This window comes from Erwinia sp. 1181_3 (assembly GCF_052824965.1).
This window is the reverse complement of sequence record NZ_VTDE01000014.1, coordinates 1-21,177: the sequence shown is the minus strand read 5'-3', so window position 1 is coordinate 21,177 and position 21,177 is coordinate 1. Positions and strand designations below refer to the sequence as shown.

21 protein-coding genes are annotated in these 21,177 nt (G+C 55.9%); 7 read left to right on the top strand and 14 right to left on the bottom strand.

Going from position 1 to position 21,177, the window contains the following annotated elements; translation table 11 throughout:
- Window positions 1–93 precede the first annotated feature (93 nt).
- The 10 genes from FY046_RS21520 to FY046_RS21475 form a co-directional block, all read right to left on the bottom strand.
- The gene (locus FY046_RS21520) at window positions 94–1,080 is read right to left on the bottom strand and encodes a glutathione S-transferase family protein (protein ID WP_133842504.1); all 987 of its coding nucleotides are present in this window, start codon (window positions 1,078–1,080) and stop codon (window positions 94–96) included.
- A 76-nt stretch (window positions 1,081–1,156) separates the two neighbouring features.
- Window positions 1,157–1,546, bottom strand: a complete 390-nt coding sequence (locus tag FY046_RS21515) for a DoxX family protein (protein ID WP_133842503.1) — start codon at window positions 1,544–1,546, stop codon at window positions 1,157–1,159.
- Between the two features lie 211 nt (window positions 1,547–1,757).
- Window positions 1,758–2,039 carry a YqjK-like family protein gene (locus FY046_RS21510; protein ID WP_133842502.1) on the bottom strand — a complete coding sequence of 94 codons (282 nt, stop codon included), beginning with the start codon at window positions 2,037–2,039 and terminating at the stop codon, window positions 1,758–1,760.
- A complete protein-coding gene (locus tag FY046_RS21505; protein WP_133842501.1) occupies window positions 2,040–2,432 on the bottom strand; it encodes a phage holin family protein in 393 nt (130 codons plus the stop codon). It lies immediately after the preceding gene.
- A gap of 1 nt (window position 2,433) precedes the next feature.
- Window positions 2,434–2,739 carry a DUF883 family protein gene (locus FY046_RS21500; RefSeq protein ID WP_133842500.1) on the bottom strand — a complete coding sequence of 102 codons (306 nt, stop codon included), beginning with the start codon at window positions 2,737–2,739 and terminating at the stop codon, window positions 2,434–2,436.
- Between the two features lie 47 nt (window positions 2,740–2,786).
- On the bottom strand, window positions 2,787–3,158 hold the full coding sequence (locus FY046_RS21495; protein ID WP_133842499.1) for a DUF1090 domain-containing protein: 372 nt from the start codon (window positions 3,156–3,158) through the stop codon (window positions 2,787–2,789).
- Window positions 3,159–3,329: 171 nt separating this feature from the next.
- The gene (gene mzrA / locus FY046_RS21490; protein ID WP_133842740.1) at window positions 3,330–3,719 is read right to left on the bottom strand and encodes an EnvZ/OmpR regulon moderator MzrA; all 390 of its coding nucleotides are present in this window, start codon (window positions 3,717–3,719) and stop codon (window positions 3,330–3,332) included.
- On the bottom strand, window positions 3,719–4,393 hold the full coding sequence (locus FY046_RS21485) for a DedA family protein (protein WP_133842498.1): 675 nt from the start codon (window positions 4,391–4,393) through the stop codon (window positions 3,719–3,721). The genes mzrA and FY046_RS21485 overlap by 1 nt, the downstream gene beginning before the upstream one ends.
- 317 nt (window positions 4,394–4,710) lie before the next feature.
- Window positions 4,711–5,487 carry a transcriptional regulator ExuR gene (gene exuR, locus FY046_RS21480; protein WP_133842497.1) on the bottom strand — a complete coding sequence of 259 codons (777 nt, stop codon included), beginning with the start codon at window positions 5,485–5,487 and terminating at the stop codon, window positions 4,711–4,713.
- Window positions 5,488–5,650: 163 nt separating this feature from the next.
- Window positions 5,651–6,958 carry an MFS transporter gene (locus FY046_RS21475; protein WP_167864334.1) on the bottom strand — a complete coding sequence of 436 codons (1,308 nt, stop codon included), beginning with the start codon at window positions 6,956–6,958 and terminating at the stop codon, window positions 5,651–5,653.
- A 369-nt stretch (window positions 6,959–7,327) separates the two neighbouring features.
- Between FY046_RS21475 and uxaC the strand changes: the two genes are divergently transcribed.
- Genes uxaC through FY046_RS21460 form a run of 3 tightly spaced genes read left to right on the top strand, consistent with a single transcriptional unit; the run spans window position 7,328 to window position 11,698 of the window.
- Window positions 7,328–8,737, top strand: coding sequence for a glucuronate isomerase (gene uxaC / locus FY046_RS21470; RefSeq protein WP_159336815.1), 1,410 nt, complete (start codon window positions 7,328–7,330; stop codon window positions 8,735–8,737).
- Window positions 8,738–8,748: 11 nt separating this feature from the next.
- Window positions 8,749–10,224 (top strand): tagaturonate reductase, encoded by a 1,476-nt coding sequence (locus tag FY046_RS21465; protein ID WP_446186468.1) that lies wholly within the window; start codon window positions 8,749–8,751, stop codon window positions 10,222–10,224.
- Window positions 10,208–11,698: a UxaA family hydrolase gene (locus FY046_RS21460; RefSeq protein ID WP_133842493.1), complete on the top strand. Its 1,491-nt coding sequence runs from the start codon at window positions 10,208–10,210 to the stop codon at window positions 11,696–11,698. Before FY046_RS21465 ends, FY046_RS21460 begins: the two co-directional genes overlap by 17 nt.
- Before the next feature lie 297 nt (window positions 11,699–11,995).
- Here FY046_RS21460 and sstT read toward each other — a convergent pair whose 3' ends face one another.
- The 3 genes from sstT to FY046_RS21445 all read right to left on the bottom strand — a co-directional run bounded on the left by sstT (window position 11,996) and on the right by FY046_RS21445 (window position 15,717).
- Window positions 11,996–13,234: a serine/threonine transporter SstT gene (sstT, locus tag FY046_RS21455; RefSeq protein ID WP_133842492.1), complete on the bottom strand. Its 1,239-nt coding sequence runs from the start codon at window positions 13,232–13,234 to the stop codon at window positions 11,996–11,998.
- 164 nt (window positions 13,235–13,398) lie between these two features.
- Window positions 13,399–14,361, bottom strand: a complete 963-nt coding sequence (locus tag FY046_RS21450) for a TerC family protein (protein ID WP_446186467.1) — start codon at window positions 14,359–14,361, stop codon at window positions 13,399–13,401.
- A 372-nt stretch (window positions 14,362–14,733) separates the two neighbouring features.
- Window positions 14,734–15,717 (bottom strand): Gfo/Idh/MocA family protein, encoded by a 984-nt coding sequence (locus FY046_RS21445; RefSeq protein ID WP_133842490.1) that lies wholly within the window; start codon window positions 15,715–15,717, stop codon window positions 14,734–14,736.
- A 133-nt stretch (window positions 15,718–15,850) separates the two neighbouring features.
- Between FY046_RS21445 and FY046_RS21440 the strand changes: the two genes are divergently transcribed.
- The 3 genes from FY046_RS21440 (at window position 15,851) to FY046_RS21430 (ending at window position 19,180) form a co-directional block, all read left to right on the top strand.
- The gene (locus FY046_RS21440; protein ID WP_133842489.1) at window positions 15,851–17,551 is read left to right on the top strand and encodes a chloride channel protein; all 1,701 of its coding nucleotides are present in this window, start codon (window positions 15,851–15,853) and stop codon (window positions 17,549–17,551) included.
- Between the two features lie 72 nt (window positions 17,552–17,623).
- Complete coding sequence (locus tag FY046_RS21435) at window positions 17,624–18,238, top strand: LemA family protein (RefSeq protein WP_133842488.1); 615 nt, start codon at window positions 17,624–17,626, stop codon at window positions 18,236–18,238.
- Between the two features lie 9 nt (window positions 18,239–18,247).
- The gene (locus tag FY046_RS21430; RefSeq protein WP_159336819.1) at window positions 18,248–19,180 is read left to right on the top strand and encodes a TPM domain-containing protein; all 933 of its coding nucleotides are present in this window, start codon (window positions 18,248–18,250) and stop codon (window positions 19,178–19,180) included.
- Between the two features lie 19 nt (window positions 19,181–19,199).
- On the opposite strand, the gene FY046_RS21425 is transcribed toward FY046_RS21430, so the two are convergent.
- Window positions 19,200–19,703, bottom strand: coding sequence for a M48 metallopeptidase family protein (locus FY046_RS21425; RefSeq protein WP_200641806.1), 504 nt, complete (start codon window positions 19,701–19,703; stop codon window positions 19,200–19,202).
- Window positions 19,704–19,785: 82 nt separating this feature from the next.
- Here FY046_RS21425 and rlmG point away from each other — a divergent pair, with 82 nt between their 5' ends.
- On the top strand, window positions 19,786–20,913 hold the full coding sequence (gene rlmG, locus FY046_RS21420; RefSeq protein ID WP_171149270.1) for a 23S rRNA (guanine(1835)-N(2))-methyltransferase RlmG: 1,128 nt from the start codon (window positions 19,786–19,788) through the stop codon (window positions 20,911–20,913).
- The last annotated feature ends 264 nt before the right edge of the window (window positions 20,914–21,177 follow it).

The following is a 21,177-nucleotide window of genomic DNA, read 5'->3' as shown; positions in this document are numbered from 1 at the left end:
GATACGTAAGCCCTCAACGCGGGAATTTGTGCCAGATCAATAAAGGGTGCGGAACTTCCAGGGCGAGTGAAAATCCGCCCTGGATGCTAAAGATCAGCCGAAATGTCGGTCACGGCCATGAGGCTGATCCCAGTCGAATGCAGGACCCAGCGAGATCACGCCGCTGGGATTGATGGTCTTGTGGCTGCAGTAGTAATGATGGCGAATATGCTCGAGGTTAACTGTCTCCGCCAGACCGGGTGTCTGCCAGAGGTCGCGCAGAAAACCGTTCAGGTTCAGGTAGTCACTAATACGATGGCGATCGCACTTGAAGTGAGTGACATACACCGGGTCAAAACGCACCAGCGTGGTCCACAGGCGGATATCAGCTTCGGTGAGTCGTTCACCGCTCAGGTAGCGATGCTTGCCCAGCAGTGACTCAAGACGGTCAAGTGAGGAGAACAGCGCGGTGACCGCTTCATCATAGGCTGCCTGACTGGTGGCAAACCCTGACTTATAGACGCCGTTGTTCACCGTGTCATAGATCCAGCCGTTCAACGCATTAATCTCTTCATGCAGATCCTGCGGATAATAATCCCCGGCGCGCGCGCCCACACCGTCAAACGCACTGTTCAGCATACGGATAATATCGGCAGATTCGTTACTGACAATCGTGTGCTGATGCTTATCCCACAGCACCGGAACGGTCACACGGCCGCTGTACTGCGGATCGGCATGCAGGTAGAGTTGATAAAGATATTCGTTCTGATACAGGCTGTCGCCGGTAGCAGCAGGGAAATCTTCATCAAAGGTCCAGCCGTTTTCCAGCATCAGGGGATGCACAACAGAGACGGTAATCATCTCCTCAAGCCCTTTCAGCTGGCGCATAATGAGCGTGCGGTGTGCCCAGGGACAGGCAAGAGAAACATACAGATGATAGCGGCCCGCCTCAGCACGAAAACCCGCTTTGCCACTCGGACCGGCTTCACCGTCGGCGGTGACCCAGTTGCGAAAAGCCGATTCGGAGCGTTTAAAACGGCCTCCTGTGGCTTTAGTGTCATACCACTGATCGTGCCAGACTCCCTCAATCAGTTGTCCCATGTTCTGTTCTCCTGTCCTTAAAATGAAAAGGGGCGAGGATATGATCCTCACCCCCCGATAAATCAGTATAGCTAACTTACCACTTCTTACCCAGCAGACGGTCAATGCTCAGAGCACCCGGGCCGGTGATAGCCAGCAGCAGGAAACCACCTGCAATGCTGATATTTTTCAAGAACATGGTTGAACCATCTACAGCAAAGTTACTGTGCGCCAGGATAGCGGTCAGCACGGTAAAGATGGCGGTAATCAGCGCGGTGGTACGGGTGAAGAAACCGAACATAATTGCCAGACCGCCGCCGAATTCGAGCAGTACGGTCAGTGGCACGAAGAGGGCCGGAATACCCATTGACGCCATAAACTGCTGCGTACCTTCGTAGTTGGTCAGTTTACCCCAGCCTGCGACAACGAACAGCGCGGCCATCAGGATGCGAGCAATAACAACACCGGTATCTTCTAATTTTTTCATGATTAACCCCAAACAAGAATTTGTGGCCGTGCAAGCTGGCCCGACCGTATTTTACTCAGGCCTGACGCGTCTTAAGCGCTCAGTGCCGTTCGTTGCTGGAGATAATAGTCGGGTAAGGAAAACATTGTAAGCGAGATAATCTGTCGAAGATGTTCAAGAAATCTGGGGGTTGTTTAAGCCGCAAGTCAATGCGGCTTTATCATGCAGAAGATTAACGGCGAGGCAGATAATTACGCACCATGCGCCAGGTGCTCCAGGCGCCCAATCCGCGTCTGGCCCAGCGGCCCATAAAGCGCGGATTACGCACGGACCAGATAGCCATCACACCGCTGCCAACGGTCAGCCAGCGTTTGGCGCTGAGAAGCGCCAGAAAACCGTGATCGTAGCGTGCAGTTGTGTCCAGCCAGGCTTTACGCCCGGCACTGAGATCCAGCCGTTGTTGCTGGATTTCGCGTAACAGTTCCGCTTTGCGTAAATCGAGCTTACGGCTCATTTACTCATCCTCCAGCAGCTTGCGGTCTTCCGACAGCTCCTTGCGGGTGGCGCTCAGTAGCGTAGAACGGCGCGATTTCGCCAGTGTCCACAGGCCAAAAATCAGCGCCAGCGCGAACAATACACCGGTGGTAATCGCAATCGCCATCAAACGATACTGAGCATCGACTGCCCAGATAATCAGCACCATCAGGCTCATCAGTCCGAAGGCAGTGAACAGCATCGTCAGGCCAACCATCAACAGCATTTGAATCAGGTTGGCTTTTTCAGCTTCCAGCTCCACCACTGCCAGCCGGACACGCGTTTCCACCATCCCGACCAGGGTAGTGACAATGCGTTGCCCGATATTAATGACCCCTTTGCCGGGGCCGTGGCTTTGCTGATGCTCTGCCATATTAACGACGGGTCAGCAGAACGCCCAGTACCACGCCAACGGCGGCGCCAATACCGACGCTGGTCCACGGATTGTCGCGTACATAGACGTCGGCACGATCGGCCGCTTCACGGGTGGTCTGGGCAATGCGGTCACCGGAGTCACCCAGGCGCGCGCGGGTATCTTTCAGCGCGCTTTGCGCTTTGCTGCGCAGTTTATCCAGCTCGGTTTTCGATTTCTCACCGGAAGTGGTTAACACTTCTTCCAGGGTATCAGCCAGGTTTTTCAGCTCGGCGCGCAGATGTTCTGATGTGGTGTCTTTAGACATTGAAAACTCCTTAAATTTAGTTTTAATGACGTTGGCAGCTTTTAGCCTTAATACGGCGCAGCCTGCACTTCCTTCAGCTCTTGTTGGGCTTCAGCCAGTTTCTTTTCGCGTTTGGCAATTTTGTCGCGGTCGTTACCTTCCGCTTTTTCCTGCTTGAGTTCTTGTTCCCGCTCGGTCACTTTTTTCTCGTGCTCTTTAATCTTTTCCTGATGCGCTTCTTTCAGTCCTGCATCGCTGCAGTTAGCACGTGTTTCGGTTAACGCCCGCTCCAGGCCGTTCACCCGACGTTGATTGTCGTGCTTCTGTGCAATATCGATTTCGTGCTGAATAGCGCGTTCTTTCTGCTGACAGAGCGTGTCTGCCTGAGCGAAAGTAGCCAGGGTAAGCAGACTGATGCCGAAAATAATCTGATGTTTCATGGTGATCGTGACCTTCCTTTGCGTGGATATCAGGTTAGAGATATCGTAATCCTGGAACGGGTGTGAAGCTTTTTACTGCTTATGAAGCATAGACAGAAAACAGAGAAAGCTCAAAAAGAGAGAATATTCTTAGAGATAGCCCCGCCTTAAGGAAGGGCTGGCAAATCACTGTTAGCCAACAGACTGAGGGCTAAGGCTGATGCGGTTTATCCAGTTTGATGCGCCGTGGTTTTCCTGGCGCGCAATATCAAAGCCATGAGGCAGCAGCTTGCGCAGCACTTTTTCGGCCGCATCACTTTGCTCTAATGAGTCAAATTTTATCACCAGAGAATTTTGCTCCGGCGTAATACTTTTAATATGTATTCCCTGAGCGCTCAGCGTCTGGTAGACGTAAAACCCATCGGGCAGGCTGATCCCCTGGCGAGAAGCGCGGATTTGTAAGGCACTTTCACTGCGGAACAAAGCGGGCATAAATGCCAGCGCCAGCAGCGCAAGGGTGGCCAGTGCGACCAGAGGAATAAGCCGCAACGTGCGCGTGGATAACTTCATAAATCCAGGCATCATGAGTTTCCTTTCTCATTCGTCGACTGTTTTTTTCGCCACAGAACATACAGCGAGCCAAACAGGCCGAATACCAGTAATACCAGGGGCAGTAGCATCAGACAAAACATCATCTGATCTTCGTATTTGAGGAAAATAGGGGTTTTACCCAGTGCGTAACCGATGACGGTCAGAATCAGCACCCAAAGCAGTGCGCTCATCCAGTTAAAAAACTGGAAACGGGCATTGCTCAGGCCGGAAAGCCCCGCAATAGTGGGCAGTAGCGTGCGGACAAAGGCAATAAAGCGACCAACCAACAGCGCGGAAAGTCCGTGGCGGTGAAACATCTGGTGGGCGCGCTGGTGATACTGCGCGGGCAAATGCGACAGCCATTTCTGCACGGTGACCGTATTACCCAGCCATCGTCCCTGGATGTAGCTGACCCAGCAGCCAAGGCTGGCGGCGGTGGTCAGTACACAAACGGTCAGCGCGAAATTCATTGTCCCTTTAGCAATCAGCACGCCGACCAGAATCAGCAGGCTGTCGCCGGGCAGAAAGGCGGCGGGAAGCAGGCCGTTTTCCAGGAACAAAATCATAAACAAGATAAAATAGATGGCCCATACCAGCGTGGGATCCGCCAGGGTGGCGTAATCTTGCTGCCAGAGGGCGTGCACCAGGGATTTGAAAATATCCATTAGTCGTCCTGAACGTCATAGTTGGCTCGTTTCACGGTTTTTTGCACACTTAATTGATTGTTTTATCGGTGCGTTTTAGCCAGTTAACGAGCGGCTGAACAGCTTCGCGGGTGAATATCACAGCTTGTTCTTACCCACGCAGGAAGGATAAAAATAAGCAAACAATTGTAACAAAATTACGTTAGCCTGGACAGGAAGAAACACAAGTCCAACGATGTTTTACCGTTGGAACAGGCTGTCTGAAAGGAGTTTTACACAGGCTGACACTATTGACCGTATTTTGACTCAATGAGTTCCTTCAGCCTGAATGAAGAGTGCTATTTTTCGTCGTTCGAGACGGTATCTGGCATCACGACAGGATTTTCCGCAAACATATAGCGGTCAACGTTGAATTCAAAGTCATCGGTTGTGGCGTGGAACAACATCTGTTTGGTGTTTTCAAGATGCTGCCACATGGCCAGTTTGCTGGCGGCCGGATCTTTACGCATCAGGGCTTTAAGAATGGTGTCATGGTCTTCACACCAGCTCTCAATCGATTTATCGTCGATATGTTCATGCAGTTTGAGCCAGTAAGGGTTATGCAGTCGGTGCAACCACATTTTTTCCACTATCGCCGCCAGTGCGCTGTTCTGCGTCGACAGTGCGATCTGTACGTGGAATTTCATGTCCCACTCGGAATCGCGGAAGCGGTCTTCTTTGCGCGCCTGCGTCTGGATTTCCATTAATTGCAGGATATCCTGGCGTGTCACCTGGGTGGCGGCGAACTCGGCAACATTGCTTTCAATTAACTGGCGGGCCTGCAACAGTTCAAACGGACCAAAATTGGCGAATTCTAACTGGCTGCTGGTGGTAACGCGGTTCTGCTGGCGCTGAGAGATAACGTGAATGCCGGAACCTTTACGCACTTCGACGTAACCTTCCACCTCCAGCATGATGATGGCTTCACGCACCACGGTGCGGCTGACGCCCATCTCTTCGGCGATAAAGCGTTCCGCGGGCAGCTTATCACCCACCTGATAAATATCCTGCTCAAGGCGGCGCTTCAGCTCGGCAGCAAGTTGTTGATAAAGGCGGCGCGATTCTGTTAATTCCATGCTCCAGACTCCCGTTGAGCACACTCTGAGAATGGAATTTGTTATACCACTTTTACCTGTAACGGGTCGACTGAAAAGAAAGTCGAGTCCGTGCGCTATTCGGTGCCTGGCCGGGCGGCCCCTCTTTTACGGTCCGCCCGTCCTGTCACAGGTAGCATTACCCCTAATGCTGCGTCACTACCCCCATCATTTTTTCCTTTTTCTCCTGCTCAAGCTCAGAAATCGGTTTGTTTTTCAGCAGGGTCCAGATAGCCACCGCGCCTAACAAATCAAACACCGCCAGTGCGGCAAACAGTGGGCTGAAGCCCATGGTATCGGCCAGCGCCCCAACCACCAGTGCAAACATAGTACTGGCTGTCCAGGCCGCCATCCCGGTCAGGCCGTTGGCGGTTGCCACTTCATTACGGCCGAAAACGTCAGAAGAGAGGGTGATCAGAGAGCCGGACAGTGCCTGATGGGCAAACCCGCCCACGCACAGCAGAGCGATCGCTGCATACGGGCTGGTAAACAGGCCAATGGTGCCGGGGCCAATCATCAGTACGGCACCCATGGTCACCACCATCTTGCGGGAGACAATCAGGTTTACGCCAAACACGCGCTGGAAGAACGGGGGCAGATAGCCGCCGACAATACAGCCGAGATCGGCAAACAGCATCGGCATCCAGGCGAACATCGCAATCTCTTTCAGATTGAAGCCATAGGCCTTAAACATAAACAGCGGGATCCAGGCGTTAAACGTGCCCCAGGCGGGCTCCGCCAGAAAGCGCGGTAGGGCGATCCCCCAGAACTGGCGGTTGCGGACGATCTGCCAGGCCGACATTTTCTTGCCGTTATTCGTCTGGTGTTGAGCTTCCTGCCCGGAAAGAATGTATTCGCGTTCTTCAGGATCGAGTTTTTTCTGATCCTTAGGATGTTTGTAGAACACCAGCCAGCACAGCGCCCAGATCATGCTCAGGATGCCGGTGATAATAAAAGCCATCTGCCAGCTGTGTGCGACAATCGCCCACACCACCAACGGTGGCGCCAGCATGGCCCCGATCGACGACCCCACATTGAAATACCCTACGGCTATCGAGCGTTCTTTGGCCGGGAACCACTCGCTACTGGCCTTGAGTCCTGCCGGGATCATTGCTGCTTCAGCGGCACCCACTGCACCACGAGCAATCGCCAGCCCGCCCCAGCTTCCCGCCAGCGCGGTCGCGGCACAGAATATCGCCCAGAGAATGGCAAACATGGCATAGCCGATTTTGGTGCCCAGCACATCCAGAATGTAGCCTGCTACGGGCTGCATAATGGTGTAACAGGCCGAATAGGCCGCCACGATGTAGGAATACTGCTGCGTGGTGATATGCAGCTCTGTTTCCAGCGTGGGGGCGGCAACTGCAATAGCATTACGCGTCAGGTAACCCAGTATGGTACCAACGGTCACCAGACCGATCATGTACCAGCGTAACCCTTTAATTTTACGCATTTAAAACCTCTTCCCGTCATTATTATTGATGCCTCGTCACGGACGGGCACCTTGTCTCGGCGGAACGGCTTGATAGTGACTCACCCGCCCTGTCTTCAAACGATAACCTTGCCTGCTTAATCTCAACCGCCGCCACGATAACTTGTCATACAGATTTAAAAGTTGAGAGCCATCACAAAAACCATTTTTGCAATGGGGGATAATAAAAGGGCTTTAAAGACAGATGGATAGCGCTTAATGACGTGAGTGAGAGGATAATTCACCCATAAATAGTGGTGTTTTTGTGATCGGGTTATCACTATTATTCCAGCGCTAATCACAATTGGTATGATAACTTTGTTGGCATTGAGACGATGCAGGAGAGACCGTATGTCACGCTTTATGAGTGAAGACTTTTTACTGGACAGTGAGTTTGCCCGCAGGCTTTACCATGATTACGCTGCCGACCAGCCCATCTTCGATTATCACTGCCATCTGCCTCCGCAGCAGATAGCCGAAAACTACCGTTTTAACAATCTGTATGACATCTGGCTGAAAGGCGATCACTACAAGTGGCGGGCGATGCGTGCCAACGGCGTGCCGGAAGCGCTTTGTACCGGCGATGCCAGCGATCGTGCAAAATTTGATGCCTGGGCGCGGACGGTGCCGGATACCATCGGTAACCCTCTGTACCACTGGACGCACCTTGAACTGCGCCGTCCGTTTGGCATCACCGATACGCTGCTGTCACCCGCCACGGCCGACACGATATGGCACCAGTGTAACGAGATGCTGGCGCAGGATGCGTTTAGCGCCCGTGGCATCATGCAGCAGATGAACGTCAAAATGGTTGGCACCACGGACGATCCGGTGGACGACCTGCGTCATCATCGTGCACTGGCGGTGGAGGGCAGCTTCACTACGAAAGTGCTGCCAAGCTGGCGGCCGGATAAAGCCTTCAATATTGAAGCGGAAGGATTCGTCGACTATCTGCAAACGCTTTCTGCGGTGGCGAATGTCGATATCACCCGTTTTGATGACCTGCGGCGTGCGCTGAACGTGCGGCTTGACCACTTTGCGGCCCACGGCTGCAAGGTGTCGGACCATGCGCTGGACGTGGTGCTGTACGGCGAAGCGGATGACGCCACGCTGGATACTATCCTGGCGCGTCGCCTGACGGGAATCCTGCCTCAGGAGAGCGAGGTGGCGCAGTTTAAAACCGCGGTGCTGGTGTGGCTGGGCGCGGAATATGCCAAACGTGGCTGGGTGCAGCAGTATCACATAGGCGCGCTGCGCAATAACAACCGCCGTCAGTTACTCCTGCTGGGGCCGGACGTAGGGTTTGATTCGATCAACGACCGTCCGCTGGCTGAACCGCTGTCGCGCTTGCTGGATGCGCAGAACCGGGACAACGCGCTACCAAAAACCATCCTCTACTGCCTGAATCCACGCGACAACGAAGTGCTGGCGACGATGGCCGGGAATTTCCAGGGGGAAGGACAACCCGGCAAGATGCAGTTTGGTTCAGCGTGGTGGTTTAACGATCAAAAAGATGGCATGGAGCGCCAGATGACCCAGCTGGCACAGATGGGGTTGTTAAGCCGCTTCGTCGGCATGCTGACCGACAGCCGCAGCTTCCTCTCCTATACCCGCCATGAATACTTCCGCCGTCTGCTGTGCCAGATGATCGGGCGCTGGGTGGAAAAAGGCGAAGCGCCGGGCGATATCGCGCTGCTGGGCGACATGGTGCAGAACATTTGCTTTAACAATGCCCGCGACTACTTCGCGATTGAGCTGTAAGAGGATCTACGATGCGCAAGCTGAACCGAAACGACTTTCCGGGGCCACAGTATCCTGAGCGGATTATCCAGTTTGGTGAAGGTAACTTTCTGCGTGCCTTTATCGACTGGCAGATCGATCAGTTGAACCAGCACACCGGCCTGGACGCTGGCGTCGTGGTGGTGCGGCCGCTCAGTAGCGGCAGCCCACGCAGCCTTAACAGCCAGGATGGGCTGTATACCACGGTGATCCGCGGGCTCAATACGCAGGGTGATGTGGTGAGCGAGCCGCGGCTGATCCGCTCCGTCAATCGCGAAATCCAGCCCGTGCAGGATTTTGCCGCGTTTATGGCGCTGGCGACGGACCCGCAGCTGCGGTTTGTGTTCTCCAACACCACGGAAGCGGGGATCTATTTTGATCCGGCAGATACGCTGGAATCCGCGCCTCCGGCCAGCTTCCCGGCCAAACTGACCCGCCTGTTACTGGCCCGCTGGCAGCATTTTGACGGCGCGCCTGATAAAGGCTGGCTGATGCTGCCCTGTGAGTTGATCGATAATAACGGTGACGCCCTGCGCGCCCTTGTACTGCAAACGGCGCAGGCCTGGCAGTTGCCTGCCGCGTTTGTGAGGTGGGTGGAGCAGCACAATACCTTTTGTTCGACGCTGGTGGACCGCATTGTTACGGGCTACCCCGACGATGCCAGCGAGCTGGAAGAGCAGCTCGGTTATCGTGACGAGTATTTGGTGGCGGGGGAGGTTTACTATCAGCTGGTGATCCAGGGGCCGTCCTCTGTGGCGCAAGCGCTGTGTCTTGACCAGCTGGCGCTGAATATCCTGCTGGTTGATGACATCAAACCTTATAAAGAGCGCAAGGTGGCGATCCTCAATGGCGCACACACCGCAATGGTGCCGGTGGCGTTTCTGGCCGGGCTGGAGTCGGTGGGTGACGCGATGGTTGATGCAGAGGTGGCTGCGTTTGTTGATGATACGCTGCGTAAGGAAATTATCCCGACGCTGACGCAGCCGCAGGCAGCGCTGAATGCGTTTGCAGACGAGGTCCTTAATCGTTTTCGTAACCCGTTTATCCGCCATCAACTGAGCGCGATTGCCCTCAATGGCATGACGAAGTTCCGCACCCGTCTGCTGCCCGCGCTGCTGTGGCAGCATGCAGAGAACGGGGCACCATCGCCGCGCCTGAGCTTTGCACTGGCAGCGCTGCTGGCGTACTACCGGGGTGAACGCAACGGCCAGCGTTATCCGTTGCAGGACGATGCGCACTGGTTAGCGCGTTTTGCCACGCTGTGGCCGCAGGTTGACTGCCATGATATTCCCCTGCGCCAGCTGGTGGATGACGTGCTGAGTGATGCCGCGCACTGGGGGCAGGACCTCACACAGCTGGCCGGGCTGAGTGCGAGCGTCACGGCACAGCTGCAACAGATCCTCCAGCTTGGCATGCGTGCGGCACTGGCGCAGGTAAACGAAGGGGCGAATCATGCAAAGCATCATTAAAATTCACAGCCTGGATAACGTGGCGGTGGCATTGCGTGATCTGGAGGAGGGGGAGCGCGTCAGCGTTGCCGGACACGCTCTGGTGCTGAAACAACCGGTGGGGCGTGGGCATAAATTTGCTCTGCACCCGCTGGCAACGAATGCGTTGGTGATGAAATACGGCCTGCCGATCGGCCATGCCACGCAACCGGTGAGTGCCGGTGAAATCATTCATTCGAACAATGCACGCACTAATCTCAGCGATCTGGATGAGTACCAGTATCAGCCGGAGTTTGCCACGCTCCCTGAGCAGGCTGCTGACCGTGAAGTACAGATTTATCGCCGCCGCAGTGGTGAAGTCGGCATCCGCAATGAACTGTGGATCCTGCCGACCGTGGGCTGCGTCAATGGCATTGCCCGTCAGATCCTGCAACGTTTTCTGAAAGAGACGGCAGAGGCGGCTGATATCGACGGCGTGCACCTGTTCAGCCACCCGTTCGGCTGTTCGCAGCTTGGGCAGGATCACGTAAACACCCGCACCATGCTGCAAAATATGGTGCGTCATCCCAATGCCGGGGCGGTGCTGGTGATCGGTCTTGGTTGTGAAAACAATCAGGTCGATGTTTTCCGTGAGACGCTGGGGGAAACAGACGAGCAGCGGGTGAAGTTTATGATTTGCCAGCAGCAGGATGATGAGGTGGAAGCCGGGCTGGCGCTGCTGCATGAACTGTACGAGGCGATGCGCTATGATCAGCGTCAGCCAGGGCGCCTTAGCGAGCTGAAGTTCGGGCTGGAGTGCGGCGGATCGGACGGTTTGTCTGGCATTACCGCCAATCCGTTGCTCGGGCGTTTCTCCGACCAGATGATCGCCAACGGTGGTACCACGGTGCTGACGGAGGTGCCGGAGATGTTCGGGGCAGAACGTATTCTGATGAGCCGCTGCCGCGATGAAGCCACCTTCAGCAAAACCGTGAAGATGGTGAACGATTTCAAAGCCTATTTTATTGCCCACAACCAGCCGATTTATGAAAATCCGTCACCGGGCAACAAAGCGGGGGGGATCACCACACTGGAAGAGAAGTCGCTGGGCTGCACGCAGAAGGCCGGGCAAAGCCAGGTGGTCGATGTTCTCAACTACGGGCAGCGGCTGACACAGCCAGGGCTTAATCTGCTCAGCGCCCCGGGAAACGATGCGGTGGCGACCAGCGCACTGGCCGGAGCGGGTTGCCATATGGTGTTGTTCAGCACCGGACGCGGCACGCCTTACGGGGGTTTTGTCCCCACGGTGAAGTTAGCCACCAACAGCGAACTGGCGGCGAAGAAGCCACACTGGATTGATTTCGATGCCGGGCAGCTGATCCACGGCGTGGAGATGCCCGCACTGCTGGCGCAGTTTGTCGATACCATCGTGGCGATTGCCAACGGGCGACAGACGCGTAACGAAGTGAATGATTTCCGGGAACTGGCGATTTTTAAAAGCGGGGTAACGTTGTAATCCCGGGAGGAGGGTACGGCGAATGGCGTAGGGGCGGATATGCCTTGCGCAGGGTCGGGCATGCCCGACCCCTACATCTGAACGGCGCAGGGGCGAGGCACGCCTTGCGCTGGGTCGGGCATGCCGACCCCTACATCTGAACGGCGCAGGGGCGAGGCACGCCTTGCGCTGGGTCTGGCATGCCAGCCCCTACACCTGAACAGCGTAGGGGCGAGGCACGCCTTGCGATGGGGCGGGCATGTCCGACCCCTACACCTGAACAGCGTAGGGGCGAGGCACGCCTCGCCCTGGGTTAATTTACGCGTTCTGCTCAACCCGGCGATCTTCCGCCATACAGGCCGCAGCCGTAAACAGAATATCCGCCGATGAGTTCAGCGCGGTTTCAGCTGAATCCTGCAAAACACCGATAATAAAGCCCACAGCAACCACCTGCATTGCCACTTCATTCGGTATCCCGAACATGTTACAGGCGACCGGGATCAGCAGCAGTGAACCGCCGGCCACACCTGAAGCCCCGCAGGCACAAATCGACGCCACCAGGCTTAACAGAATAGCGGTACCGACATCGACATGGATCCCGAGCGTATTCACCGCTGCCAGCGTCAGCACGGTAATGGTGATCGATGCGCCCGCCATACTGATATTGGCGCCAATCGGAATGGACACCGAGTAAGTGTCTTCATCCAGACCCAGCTTTTTCGCCAGCGCCATATTCACCGGAATATTGGCGGCCGAGCTGCGGGTAAAGAAGGCGGTTACGCCGCTTTCACGCAGGCAGGTAAACACCAGCGGATACGGATTACGGCGGATCTGCCACCACACCAGCAGCGGGTTAAACACCAGCGCCATCAGCAGCATACAACCCAGCAGCAGGATCAGCAGGCTGGCATATTCCCACAGCGCATCAAAGCCGGTCGAGGCGAGAATCGATCCCACCAGGCCGAAAATCCCGATGGGCGCAAAGCGGATCACAATACGCACCAGACGCGTCACGGCATCGGAGGCATCATTGAGAAATGCACGGGTGGTATCGCTGCTGTGGCGGAATGCAAAGCCCAGACCGATAGCCCACACCAGGATGCCGATATAGTTGGCTTTCATCAGCGCTTCAATCGGGTTGGTGACCATGCTCATCAGCAGGCCACGCAGCACTTCAAGAATCCCGGACGGCGGCACAATCTCGGTGCTGGCGGCTTGTAATGTCAGCGTCTGCGGCAGCAGATGGCTGGCGACCACCGCCACAATGGCGGCACAGAAGGTACTGAGCAGATAGAGCATCACAATCGGGCGAATATTGGTTTTTTGCCCCTGCTGATGGTTAGCAATTGAGGCGATCACCAGTACCAGGACCAGCAAGGGGGCCACGGCTTTCAGTGCGCTGACAAACAGCTCACCCAGCAGGCCGACGGCCAGCGCATTGCTTTTTGAGAACCAGGCCAGGGCAATGCCGGCCACCAGCCCAATCATAATTTGTGTTACCAGGCTGCCCTGGAGCAGGCGCTGAACCAGCCCACGGTCACTGTTTTCTGTACGCATATTTTAAAATCGCTATCGTTATCGATGTTTCTGGGGTGTTTGCGCAGGGGAGTATAAGGAAATCATCTGACAGGGAAAGGGAAAAGTGCGTGTTTTTATGCCATCCACAACAAAAAGGGCCGATCGTCTTTTTCGATCGGCCCCTGGATGTTTGCCGCTATCGATCAGGATGTCTTCTGATCGTTCCGATAGTTAACCACGGCATTAATGATCAGCGTCAGCGCCAGAATACCGCCCACAATGCCGAGTGAAATGGCGATGGGGATATGGAAGAAGTCGACAATCAACATCTTCACCCCGATAAACACCAGGATCACCGACAGGCCGTATTTCAGCATTGTGAAACGCTCTGCCACGTTTGCCAGCAGGAAGTACATGGCACGCAGGCCAAGGATCGCAAACAGGTTAGACGTCAGCACGATAAACGGATCGGTGGTCACCGCGAAAATAGCCGGAATACTGTCGACGGCGAAGATGACGTCGCTCAGCTCAACCATAATCAGCACCAGCAGCAGCGGTGTGGTAAACAGCACGCCATTCTTACGCACAAAGAAGCGTTCACCTTCGATTTTGTCCGTCATGCGCATACGACTACGCAGCCAGCGCACCAGCGGCTTATCGCCAATCGCGCTGTCATCTTCCTTCGCCAGCGCCATTTTGATCCCGGTAAACAGCAGGAATGCGCCGAAGATATAGAGCAGCCAGCTAAACTGGGTCACCAGCCAGCTTCCGGCAAAGATCATAATGGTACGCAGCACAATCGCGCCCAGCACGCCGTAGATCAGCACCCGGCGCTGCAATGCGGCCGGAACGGCAAAATAGCTAAACAGCATCAGCCAGACAAACACGTTGTCGACGGCCAGCGCTTTTTCAATCAGATAACCGGTGAGGAAGGCCAGCGCTTGCGCATCCGCGACTTCGCGCCCGGCGGTGCCGGTGAGATACCACCAGAAGGCAGCGTTAAATAACAGTGAGAGGGTGACCCAGACCAGCGACCAGGCGGCCGCTTGTTTCATGGTCATGGTGTGTGCGCCACGACGGCCCTGCAACAGCAGGTCAATCGCCAGCATAATCACGACAACGACAGCGAAGCTGCCCCAGAGTAACGGCGTACCGACAGTATTCATTTTTTTGCCCCAATAACAAAAATGGCCAACTACCCGTCATCTTTCATGCCGCAGATGCGTTGGCTGCCTTCACGAACTCCAGTCACTTACTGATGTAAGCTCATGGAGATTCACTCAGTTGCCGCCTTTCTGCGACCTGAAATCTATAGGGTATATCGGAAGGGATTAGCCACAATATTATTGATGCTGTAAGCAAACCTCGCCTTCCGGCAAGGTCTCACTTACAACCAGCATTTGGTTGCTCAGTAACCGGACATCATGTGGATGTCGTATTGACGATTAACTGACGAAGAAGTTACTCCCCTTTGCTGTTGCAAAAGATAGGCGGGCAGCCGCCGAAGGTCAATCTTCTTCAGTAATATTTAGAAATATTTACACAGTGGCATCGGCCGGGAAGATCACCCCGGTCTGGCGGCGGATCTCCGTCAACAGCTTCGCGGTGATGCGTGACGTTTCCAGTCCGGGGTGATCCCACTGATTATTCTCCACCAGGCGGGCAAAAACCTCCGCTTCATACAGCATGGTATTGATATGCTGCGGCTGCGTCAGATCCTGCGCTTTACCACCGCGCGGGATAAAGCTGACGCGCTGGCACTCAGACACCTGCTCAATCACCAGCGATCCCTCTTCACCCTGAATTTCACTCGGCAGCGTGGACTGGCTGATTTTTGAGTGCTGTAAGGTCACGTCGAAATCGCCGTAGTTGAGGATCACCGTACCGTGACCATCAACGCCGCTCTCCAGCAGGCTGGCGCTGGCCATCACGTTGGCGGGTTCCCCCCACAGATTCACCGCCGTAGCGAGGCAGTAATAGCCGATATCCATGATTGAGCCGTTAGACCATGCCGGATTAAAGGTGTTGGGATTCTCGCCATCCAGATAACGCTGATAGCGGGAGGAGTACTGGCAGTAATTGATCAAGGCTTTGCGCAGCGTGCCCACTTTCGGCAGCGCCTGTTGCAGCGTGAGGAAGTTCGGCACGCTGGCGGTTTTAAAGGCTTCAAACAGCACCACCTGATGTTCAGCGGCGCAGGCGATCATGGCTTCAACCTCGCGCAGATTCGAGGCCAGCGGCTTTTCGCAGATTACGTGCTTACGGTGGCGTAGGAACAGCAGTGACTGTGGACAGTGCAGAGCGTTGGGGCTGGCGATGTAGACGGCATCAATGGCATCGGATGCTGCCATCTCCTCCAGGGAATCAAACAGCTTTTCCACCGGATAATCACTGGCAAAGGTCTTTGCCTGCTCCAGCGATCGTGAGTAAACGGCAGTCAGCTTCATTTTTCCGGTTTCATGAGCAGCATCGACAAACTGACGGGTGATCCAGTTGGTTCCAACGACGGCAAAGCGAATCATAGTGTTCCTGTTCGGCTGATTAGCGGAAAAAGCAGATTATCATGTCAGGCTGGCAGGGCAATGCCTGATGCGGGATATTTGATTTTTCAGCCCGCCTCTCGCACGATAGGGAAAATCATCACGAGGGAACCCGATGAGCGTTCGCAGCCCGCAAAGTAAACATGCACTTAACTGGACCAGCATTCTGGTCGCGATCCCGGTTGGGCTGGTGGCATCGCTGGTGACGCTGGGTTTTCGTGAGGCCATTAACCTGATTGATGGGCTGGTGTTTAACGGACAAACCGATATTACCCAGGCGATGCGTGTTTACCCCTGGTACTGTTGGCCGCTGATCGTCGGGGCGGGTGGCCTGATTGCCGGTTTCCTGCTGCGTTATGCCACCGCCATTGAGCAAAAGCAGACGGTGCGTACCGATTATCTGGAAGTGATTAACGCCCAGCTGGATGCGGTCCCCACGCGCACCTCGCTGTTTCGCGGGCTGTCATCGCTGGCGAGTATCAGCAGCGGCGCGTCTATCGGGCGTGAAGGGCCGATGGTGCAGCTGTCTGCGCTGGCAGGCAGCCTGATGGGGCGCTGGTGGTTCAAATCGCTGCCGCTGAAAAACAGTGACGTGGTGGCGATGGCAGCTGCCGCCGGGCTGGCCTCGGTGTACCATGCGCCGCTGGCATCGGCGATTTTTGTCGCGGAAATCGCTTTCGGTATCTCTGCCATGCAGCGTCTGATCCCCCTGATTATCGCGTCCGGCGTGGCGGTGCTGACCATGTGGTCCCTCGGGCACCGTTCGGCAATGTACCCGTTTTCCCACAGCCAGTTTGATCTGACGCCCGGCAGTATTGCGCTGACCGTGGCCATCGGGTTGCTGGCGGGTTTGCTGGGCTGGGGCATGCTGTGGTTGATTGGTCAGAGTAAGCGCTGCTTCGCGCCCATTCGCAGCCTGCCGCTGCGCCTCGGCCTTGGCGGACTGCTGGTGGGCGCGCTGGCGATTGGCAGCACCCAGATCCTCGGTAACGGCTATGAAGTGATTGTGCGCATTATGGCGGGGGATTTCCTGCTGCCGATGCTGCTGGCGCTGCTGCTGCTAAAGATGCTGGCCACGGCGATCTCCGTCGGTTCCAATGCTGTGGGCGGCCTGTTTACTCCGGCGCTGTTGATTGGTGCACTGATGGGGGAAATGGTGGCGTTGCTGGCCGCCGCCGCCGGATTACCGGTTGGCAATGCCGAAGTGTTTGCCGCCGTGGGGATGGGCGCGGTGCTGGCGTCCGTCAGTCAGGCGCCGCTCATGGCGATGCTGATGGTGCTGGAGATGACGCTCAACAGCAGCCTGCTGTTCCCGGCAATGATCGCCAGCGTACTGGCTTCCATGACCGTCTACCGTCTGCACTCCAGCAGCACCTACTCGGTGATGACCCGCCACTTCAGCCGCTCTGACGCCAAGTTTGATTTTGATAACGGCATTATTTCGCAGTTTATCGTCTCCGGCGCGGCGCTGACGCCACAGGATTCTGTCGGTAAAGCGCTGGCGGTCAGCTCACTCAAGCGCGAACGTTTTGTGTATGTGATTGGCGAGCAAGGGGAGTTTATCGGCGCGGTATCGATCCACGATATCTCGCATAAGGTACTGGATAAAGAGATCACCCTGACCTCCCCAGTCAGCTGTGTGGTCGACACCCAATTCCCCACGGTTTACGAGAACCAGACCATCAAAGAAGGCTGGGAAGCGTTCGCGCGCGTCACGCTGGAACGCCTGCCAGTGCTGAATAATCCGCTGGAACGGAAATATCTGGGTGCGCTGACCAAAACCAGTTTGATCCAGCAGGCGAAAGATTTTATATAAGTAAAACAGCACTATCGGGCGGTGCCTGTATAATGCTCACCTTGCCCCTTTCTTTATTTTAAGGACGAAATCATGTCATTCCCTGCACGTTTTCGCTGGCTGCTGTTGCTGCCTGTGATGTTCTGGCTTTCCGGCTGCGACTATAACCAAATCCAGCAGCGCGACGAAGCCGTCTCCACTGAATGGTCAGAAGTGTTGAACCAGTATCAACGCCGTGCCGACCTGATCCCGAATCTGGTGGCAACGGCAAAAGCCAGCGCCAGCCATGAAGCCGAGGTGTTTAAAAGCATCGCCGACGCCCGCGCGAAAATCGGCAGCCTGACCCAGGTACAAAATGCCCCGGAAGATGCGCAGACCATGCAGGCTTTCCAGCAGTCGCAGTCAGAGCTGAGTAGCGCAATGTCGCGCCTGCTGGTGATCAGCGAACGCTATCCTGATTTGAAAGCGGATCAGATGTTTAACAACCTGATGGTGCAGCTGGAAGGTACGGAAAACCGTATTGCCGTGGCGCGCCAGCGCTATGTCCGTGCGGTGCAGGACTACAACCTGATGATCCGCCAGTTCCCGGGGTCGCTGACCGCCAAAGCGATGGGCTACCAGCGTAAAGAAAATTTCCAGCCGGAAAACGTGGCGCAGATTTCCACCGCCCCTCAAGTGGATTTCTCACAGCCTGCCAGCGCGAAATAAGGGATCACCATGCGATTTTTCACCCTGATCCTGCTAGCGGTGCTGCCCTTGACCAGTCTGGCCGCGACAGTGGCCGTACCGACATTACAGCAGCGCGTGACGGATGACGCGGGCGTACTGAGCGCCACGGATGTCCAGCAGATTACGACTCAGATAGTGGCGCTGGAGAAAAAAACCGGCCACCAGCTTGCGGTGCTGACCGTCGATACTACCGGGGATGACAGCATTGAGCAGTTTGCCACGCGGGTATTCGATGCCTGGAAACTCGGTGACAAACAGCGCGATGACGGCCTGCTGCTGGTGATGGCGAAAACCGACCGCACGGTGCGCATTGAGGTCGGCTACGGGCTGGAAGGGGATTTCACCGATGTGCAGGCCGCACAGGTGATCAATGGCAGCATCATTCCTCACTTTAAACAGGGGGAAATGGGCCCCGGATTAGTTGCCGGTGTGCAGAGTATTTCACGCCAGTTGGGCGTCCCGGTAGAGGGCGATGCCCCGGCAACGCCACCGCGTCCGCTGGCTGAACCTGCTCCGACAGTATCTAATGACGCCATTACCCTGTCCGGCGGCAGCGTCGGTCTCTGGCTACTGGGCATGATAGTACTGCCGTTCTTCTTCCTGCGCCGCAACCCGCTGCTGAGGGCGCTTTTTGTCAGCGGGATTGTCACCGGTATTTCGTTGATCAGCACGCTGCTGTCCTCAGGTATCGAGGCTGTAAACGGTGATAATGTCGGCCTGCTGTTTGGCGGCAGCCTGATGGTACAGATGCTGATCTCATCGCTGATTGGCACCCTGCTGGGCGGTGGCGGCAGCCGCGACCGTTCTGACGACAGTTCTGACTCCCGCTCCAGTCACAGTCGGGATTCCGACAGCAGTGATGGCGGCTTCAGCGGTGGCGGCGGTCGCAGCGGCGGCGGCGGCGCATCGGGGAAATGGTAACGCTCTAGCGCGTGAGGGTTTACCCCTCACGTCCTTCCAGCGCCTGTGCGGTCAGCCACAGGCGCGTATCGAACTCCAACTGGTGATACTGCGGCTCCATATGGCAGCAGAGCTGGTAAAACGCCTTGTTGTGGTCTTTCTCTTTGATATGCGCCAGCTCATGGACCACGATCATGCGCAGAAATGCTTCCGGGGCCTGTTTAAAAATCGTCGCCACGCGGATCTCCGCTTTGGCTTTCAGCTTGCCGCCCTGCACGCGCGATATCGCCGTATGTAACCCCAGCGCATGTTTCATGACCTTAATTTTACTGTCATAAATCACCTTGTTGAGCGGCGGCGCATTGCGCAGCGACTGGTTCTTTAAATCCAGTGCGTAGTCATAGAGCGCTTTGTCGCTGGTGATGCTGTGCGTAGAGGGATAACGCTGGTTCAGCACCTCTGACAGGCGCTGTTGCTCAATCAGCGTGCGGACCTGTGACAGCAGCGATTCAGGGTAACCTTGAAGATAAATAAGCGACGACATGCGGACTCCGGTGAAGAAAAACGTTTACTGTGCGCCCGTTTTAGGGGATAAAACGCGGGAATTTTACCACTAAGGTGATCCCATGAGCCAACTCGAACTAAGCAACCGCATGCTGACGCTGCATCGTTTTCCCCAAATGCGCGAAGAAAGCCCGTTGCAGGCCTGGGATGCGGCCGACGAATATGTGTTGCAGCATCTGGGCGATGCCCCGGTCAGCGGCCCAACGCTGATCTTCAATGACACCTTTGGCGCGCTGGCCTGTGCGCTGGCGGGTGAGGGGGTTTACAGCATCAGCGACTCCTGGCTGAACCAGCAGGCGACACGCCAGAATCTGGCGCTGAATCACCTCGATGAAGCCGATGTACAGCTGCTCGACAGTTTGAGCCCGCTTCCTGCGGCCCCGGCGCGTGTTCTGATTAAAGTCCCGAAAACCCTCGCCCTGCTGGAATACCAGCTGCGTGCGTTGCGTGAGGTCGTGACCCCGGAAACCCAGATTATTGCCGCCGGTAAAGCGAAAGATATCCATACCTCGACGTTGCAGCTGTTTGAAAAGGTGCTGGGCCCCACCACCACCTCGCTGGCACGTAAAAAAGCACGCCTGATCTTCGGTACTTTTAGCGCGCCGGAGCTGAAAGAAAGCGATGTGATTACCACCTGGTCGCTGGACGGTACGCCCTACGAGATCCACAACCATGCCAACGTCTTTTCCCGTGGCGGGCTGGATGTGGGGGCGCGCTTCTTCTTACAGCATCTGCCCTCCGATCTGGAAGGTGAGATTGCCGACCTGGGCTGTGGCAATGGTGTCATTGGCCTGATGGCGTTACAACAGAACCCGCTGGCGCAGGTCCATTTCATTGATGAATCCTATATGGCGGTCGCTTCCAGCCGGATGAACATTGAAGTGAACTCTCCGCAGGATCGGGATCGCACGACGTTCCACGTTAACAATTCGCTGGCGGGCTATCCGTCAGACCGCCTGCATGCGGTGCTGTGTAACCCGCCGTTCCACCAGCAGAGTGCGGTCACCGACCATATTGCCTGGCAGATGCTGCGTGATGCACGCCGTTGCCTGCAAGATGGCGGCGAACTGCGTATTGTCGGTAACCGTCATCTCGACAATTACCACAAAATGAAAAAGCTATTTGGTAACTGCACCACCGTGGCAAGCAACCAGAAATTTGTGGTGTTACGTTCGGTGAAGATGCCTTAACCCGTTAGCCTGCGGGTCTGGCATGCCCGACCCCTACGCACACCGCATTCCGTAAACTGTACTCAGTGGGGGTGAGGCACGCCTCGCCCGCGCCCTCAATCCGCGTCGGCCTGCGGGTCGGGCATGCCCGACCCCTACGCACACCGCATTCCGTAAACTGTACTCCTTAGGGGTGAGGCACGCCTCGCCCGCGCCCTCAATCCGCGTCGGCCTGCGGGTCGGGCATGCCCGACCCCTACGCACACCGCATTCCGTAAACTGTAC

Bases quoted from the DNA above. Each gene is read 5' to 3' on its own strand.
- FY046_RS21425 (WP_200641806.1), bottom strand. From the start codon at position 19,703: ATGTCGTCGCTTATTTATCTTCAAGGTTACCCTGAATCGCTGCTGTCA.
- FY046_RS21500 (WP_133842500.1), bottom strand. From the start codon at position 2,739: ATGTCTAAAGACACCACATCAGAACATCTGCGCGCCGAGCTGAAAAAC.
- FY046_RS21445 (WP_133842490.1), bottom strand. From the start codon at position 15,717: ATGATTCGCTTTGCCGTCGTTGGAACCAACTGGATCACCCGTCAGTTT.
- uxaC (WP_159336815.1), top strand. From the start codon at position 7,328: ATGTCACGCTTTATGAGTGAAGACTTTTTACTGGACAGTGAGTTTGCC.
- sstT (WP_133842492.1), bottom strand. From the start codon at position 13,234: ATGCGTACAGAAAACAGTGACCGTGGGCTGGTTCAGCGCCTGCTCCAG.
- FY046_RS21435 (WP_133842488.1), top strand. From the start codon at position 17,624: ATGTCATTCCCTGCACGTTTTCGCTGGCTGCTGTTGCTGCCTGTGATG.
- rlmG (WP_171149270.1), top strand. From the start codon at position 19,786: ATGAGCCAACTCGAACTAAGCAACCGCATGCTGACGCTGCATCGTTTT.
- FY046_RS21475 (WP_167864334.1), bottom strand. From the start codon at position 6,958: ATGCGTAAAATTAAAGGGTTACGCTGGTACATGATCGGTCTGGTGACC.
- FY046_RS21465 (WP_446186468.1), top strand. From the start codon at position 8,749: ATGCGCAAGCTGAACCGAAACGACTTTCCGGGGCCACAGTATCCTGAG.
- FY046_RS21430 (WP_159336819.1), top strand. From the start codon at position 18,248: ATGCGATTTTTCACCCTGATCCTGCTAGCGGTGCTGCCCTTGACCAGT.
- FY046_RS21515 (WP_133842503.1), bottom strand. From the start codon at position 1,546: ATGAAAAAATTAGAAGATACCGGTGTTGTTATTGCTCGCATCCTGATG.
- FY046_RS21440 (WP_133842489.1), top strand. From the start codon at position 15,851: ATGAGCGTTCGCAGCCCGCAAAGTAAACATGCACTTAACTGGACCAGC.
- FY046_RS21510 (WP_133842502.1), bottom strand. From the start codon at position 2,039: ATGAGCCGTAAGCTCGATTTACGCAAAGCGGAACTGTTACGCGAAATC.
- FY046_RS21505 (WP_133842501.1), bottom strand. From the start codon at position 2,432: ATGGCAGAGCATCAGCAAAGCCACGGCCCCGGCAAAGGGGTCATTAAT.
- FY046_RS21460 (WP_133842493.1), top strand. From the start codon at position 10,208: ATGCAAAGCATCATTAAAATTCACAGCCTGGATAACGTGGCGGTGGCA.
- FY046_RS21495 (WP_133842499.1), bottom strand. From the start codon at position 3,158: ATGAAACATCAGATTATTTTCGGCATCAGTCTGCTTACCCTGGCTACT.
- FY046_RS21450 (WP_446186467.1), bottom strand. From the start codon at position 14,361: ATGAATACTGTCGGTACGCCGTTACTCTGGGGCAGCTTCGCTGTCGTT.
- FY046_RS21520 (WP_133842504.1), bottom strand. From the start codon at position 1,080: ATGGGACAACTGATTGAGGGAGTCTGGCACGATCAGTGGTATGACACT.
- FY046_RS21485 (WP_133842498.1), bottom strand. From the start codon at position 4,393: ATGGATATTTTCAAATCCCTGGTGCACGCCCTCTGGCAGCAAGATTAC.
- exuR (WP_133842497.1), bottom strand. From the start codon at position 5,487: ATGGAATTAACAGAATCGCGCCGCCTTTATCAACAACTTGCTGCCGAG.
- mzrA (WP_133842740.1), bottom strand. From the start codon at position 3,719: ATGCCTGGATTTATGAAGTTATCCACGCGCACGTTGCGGCTTATTCCT.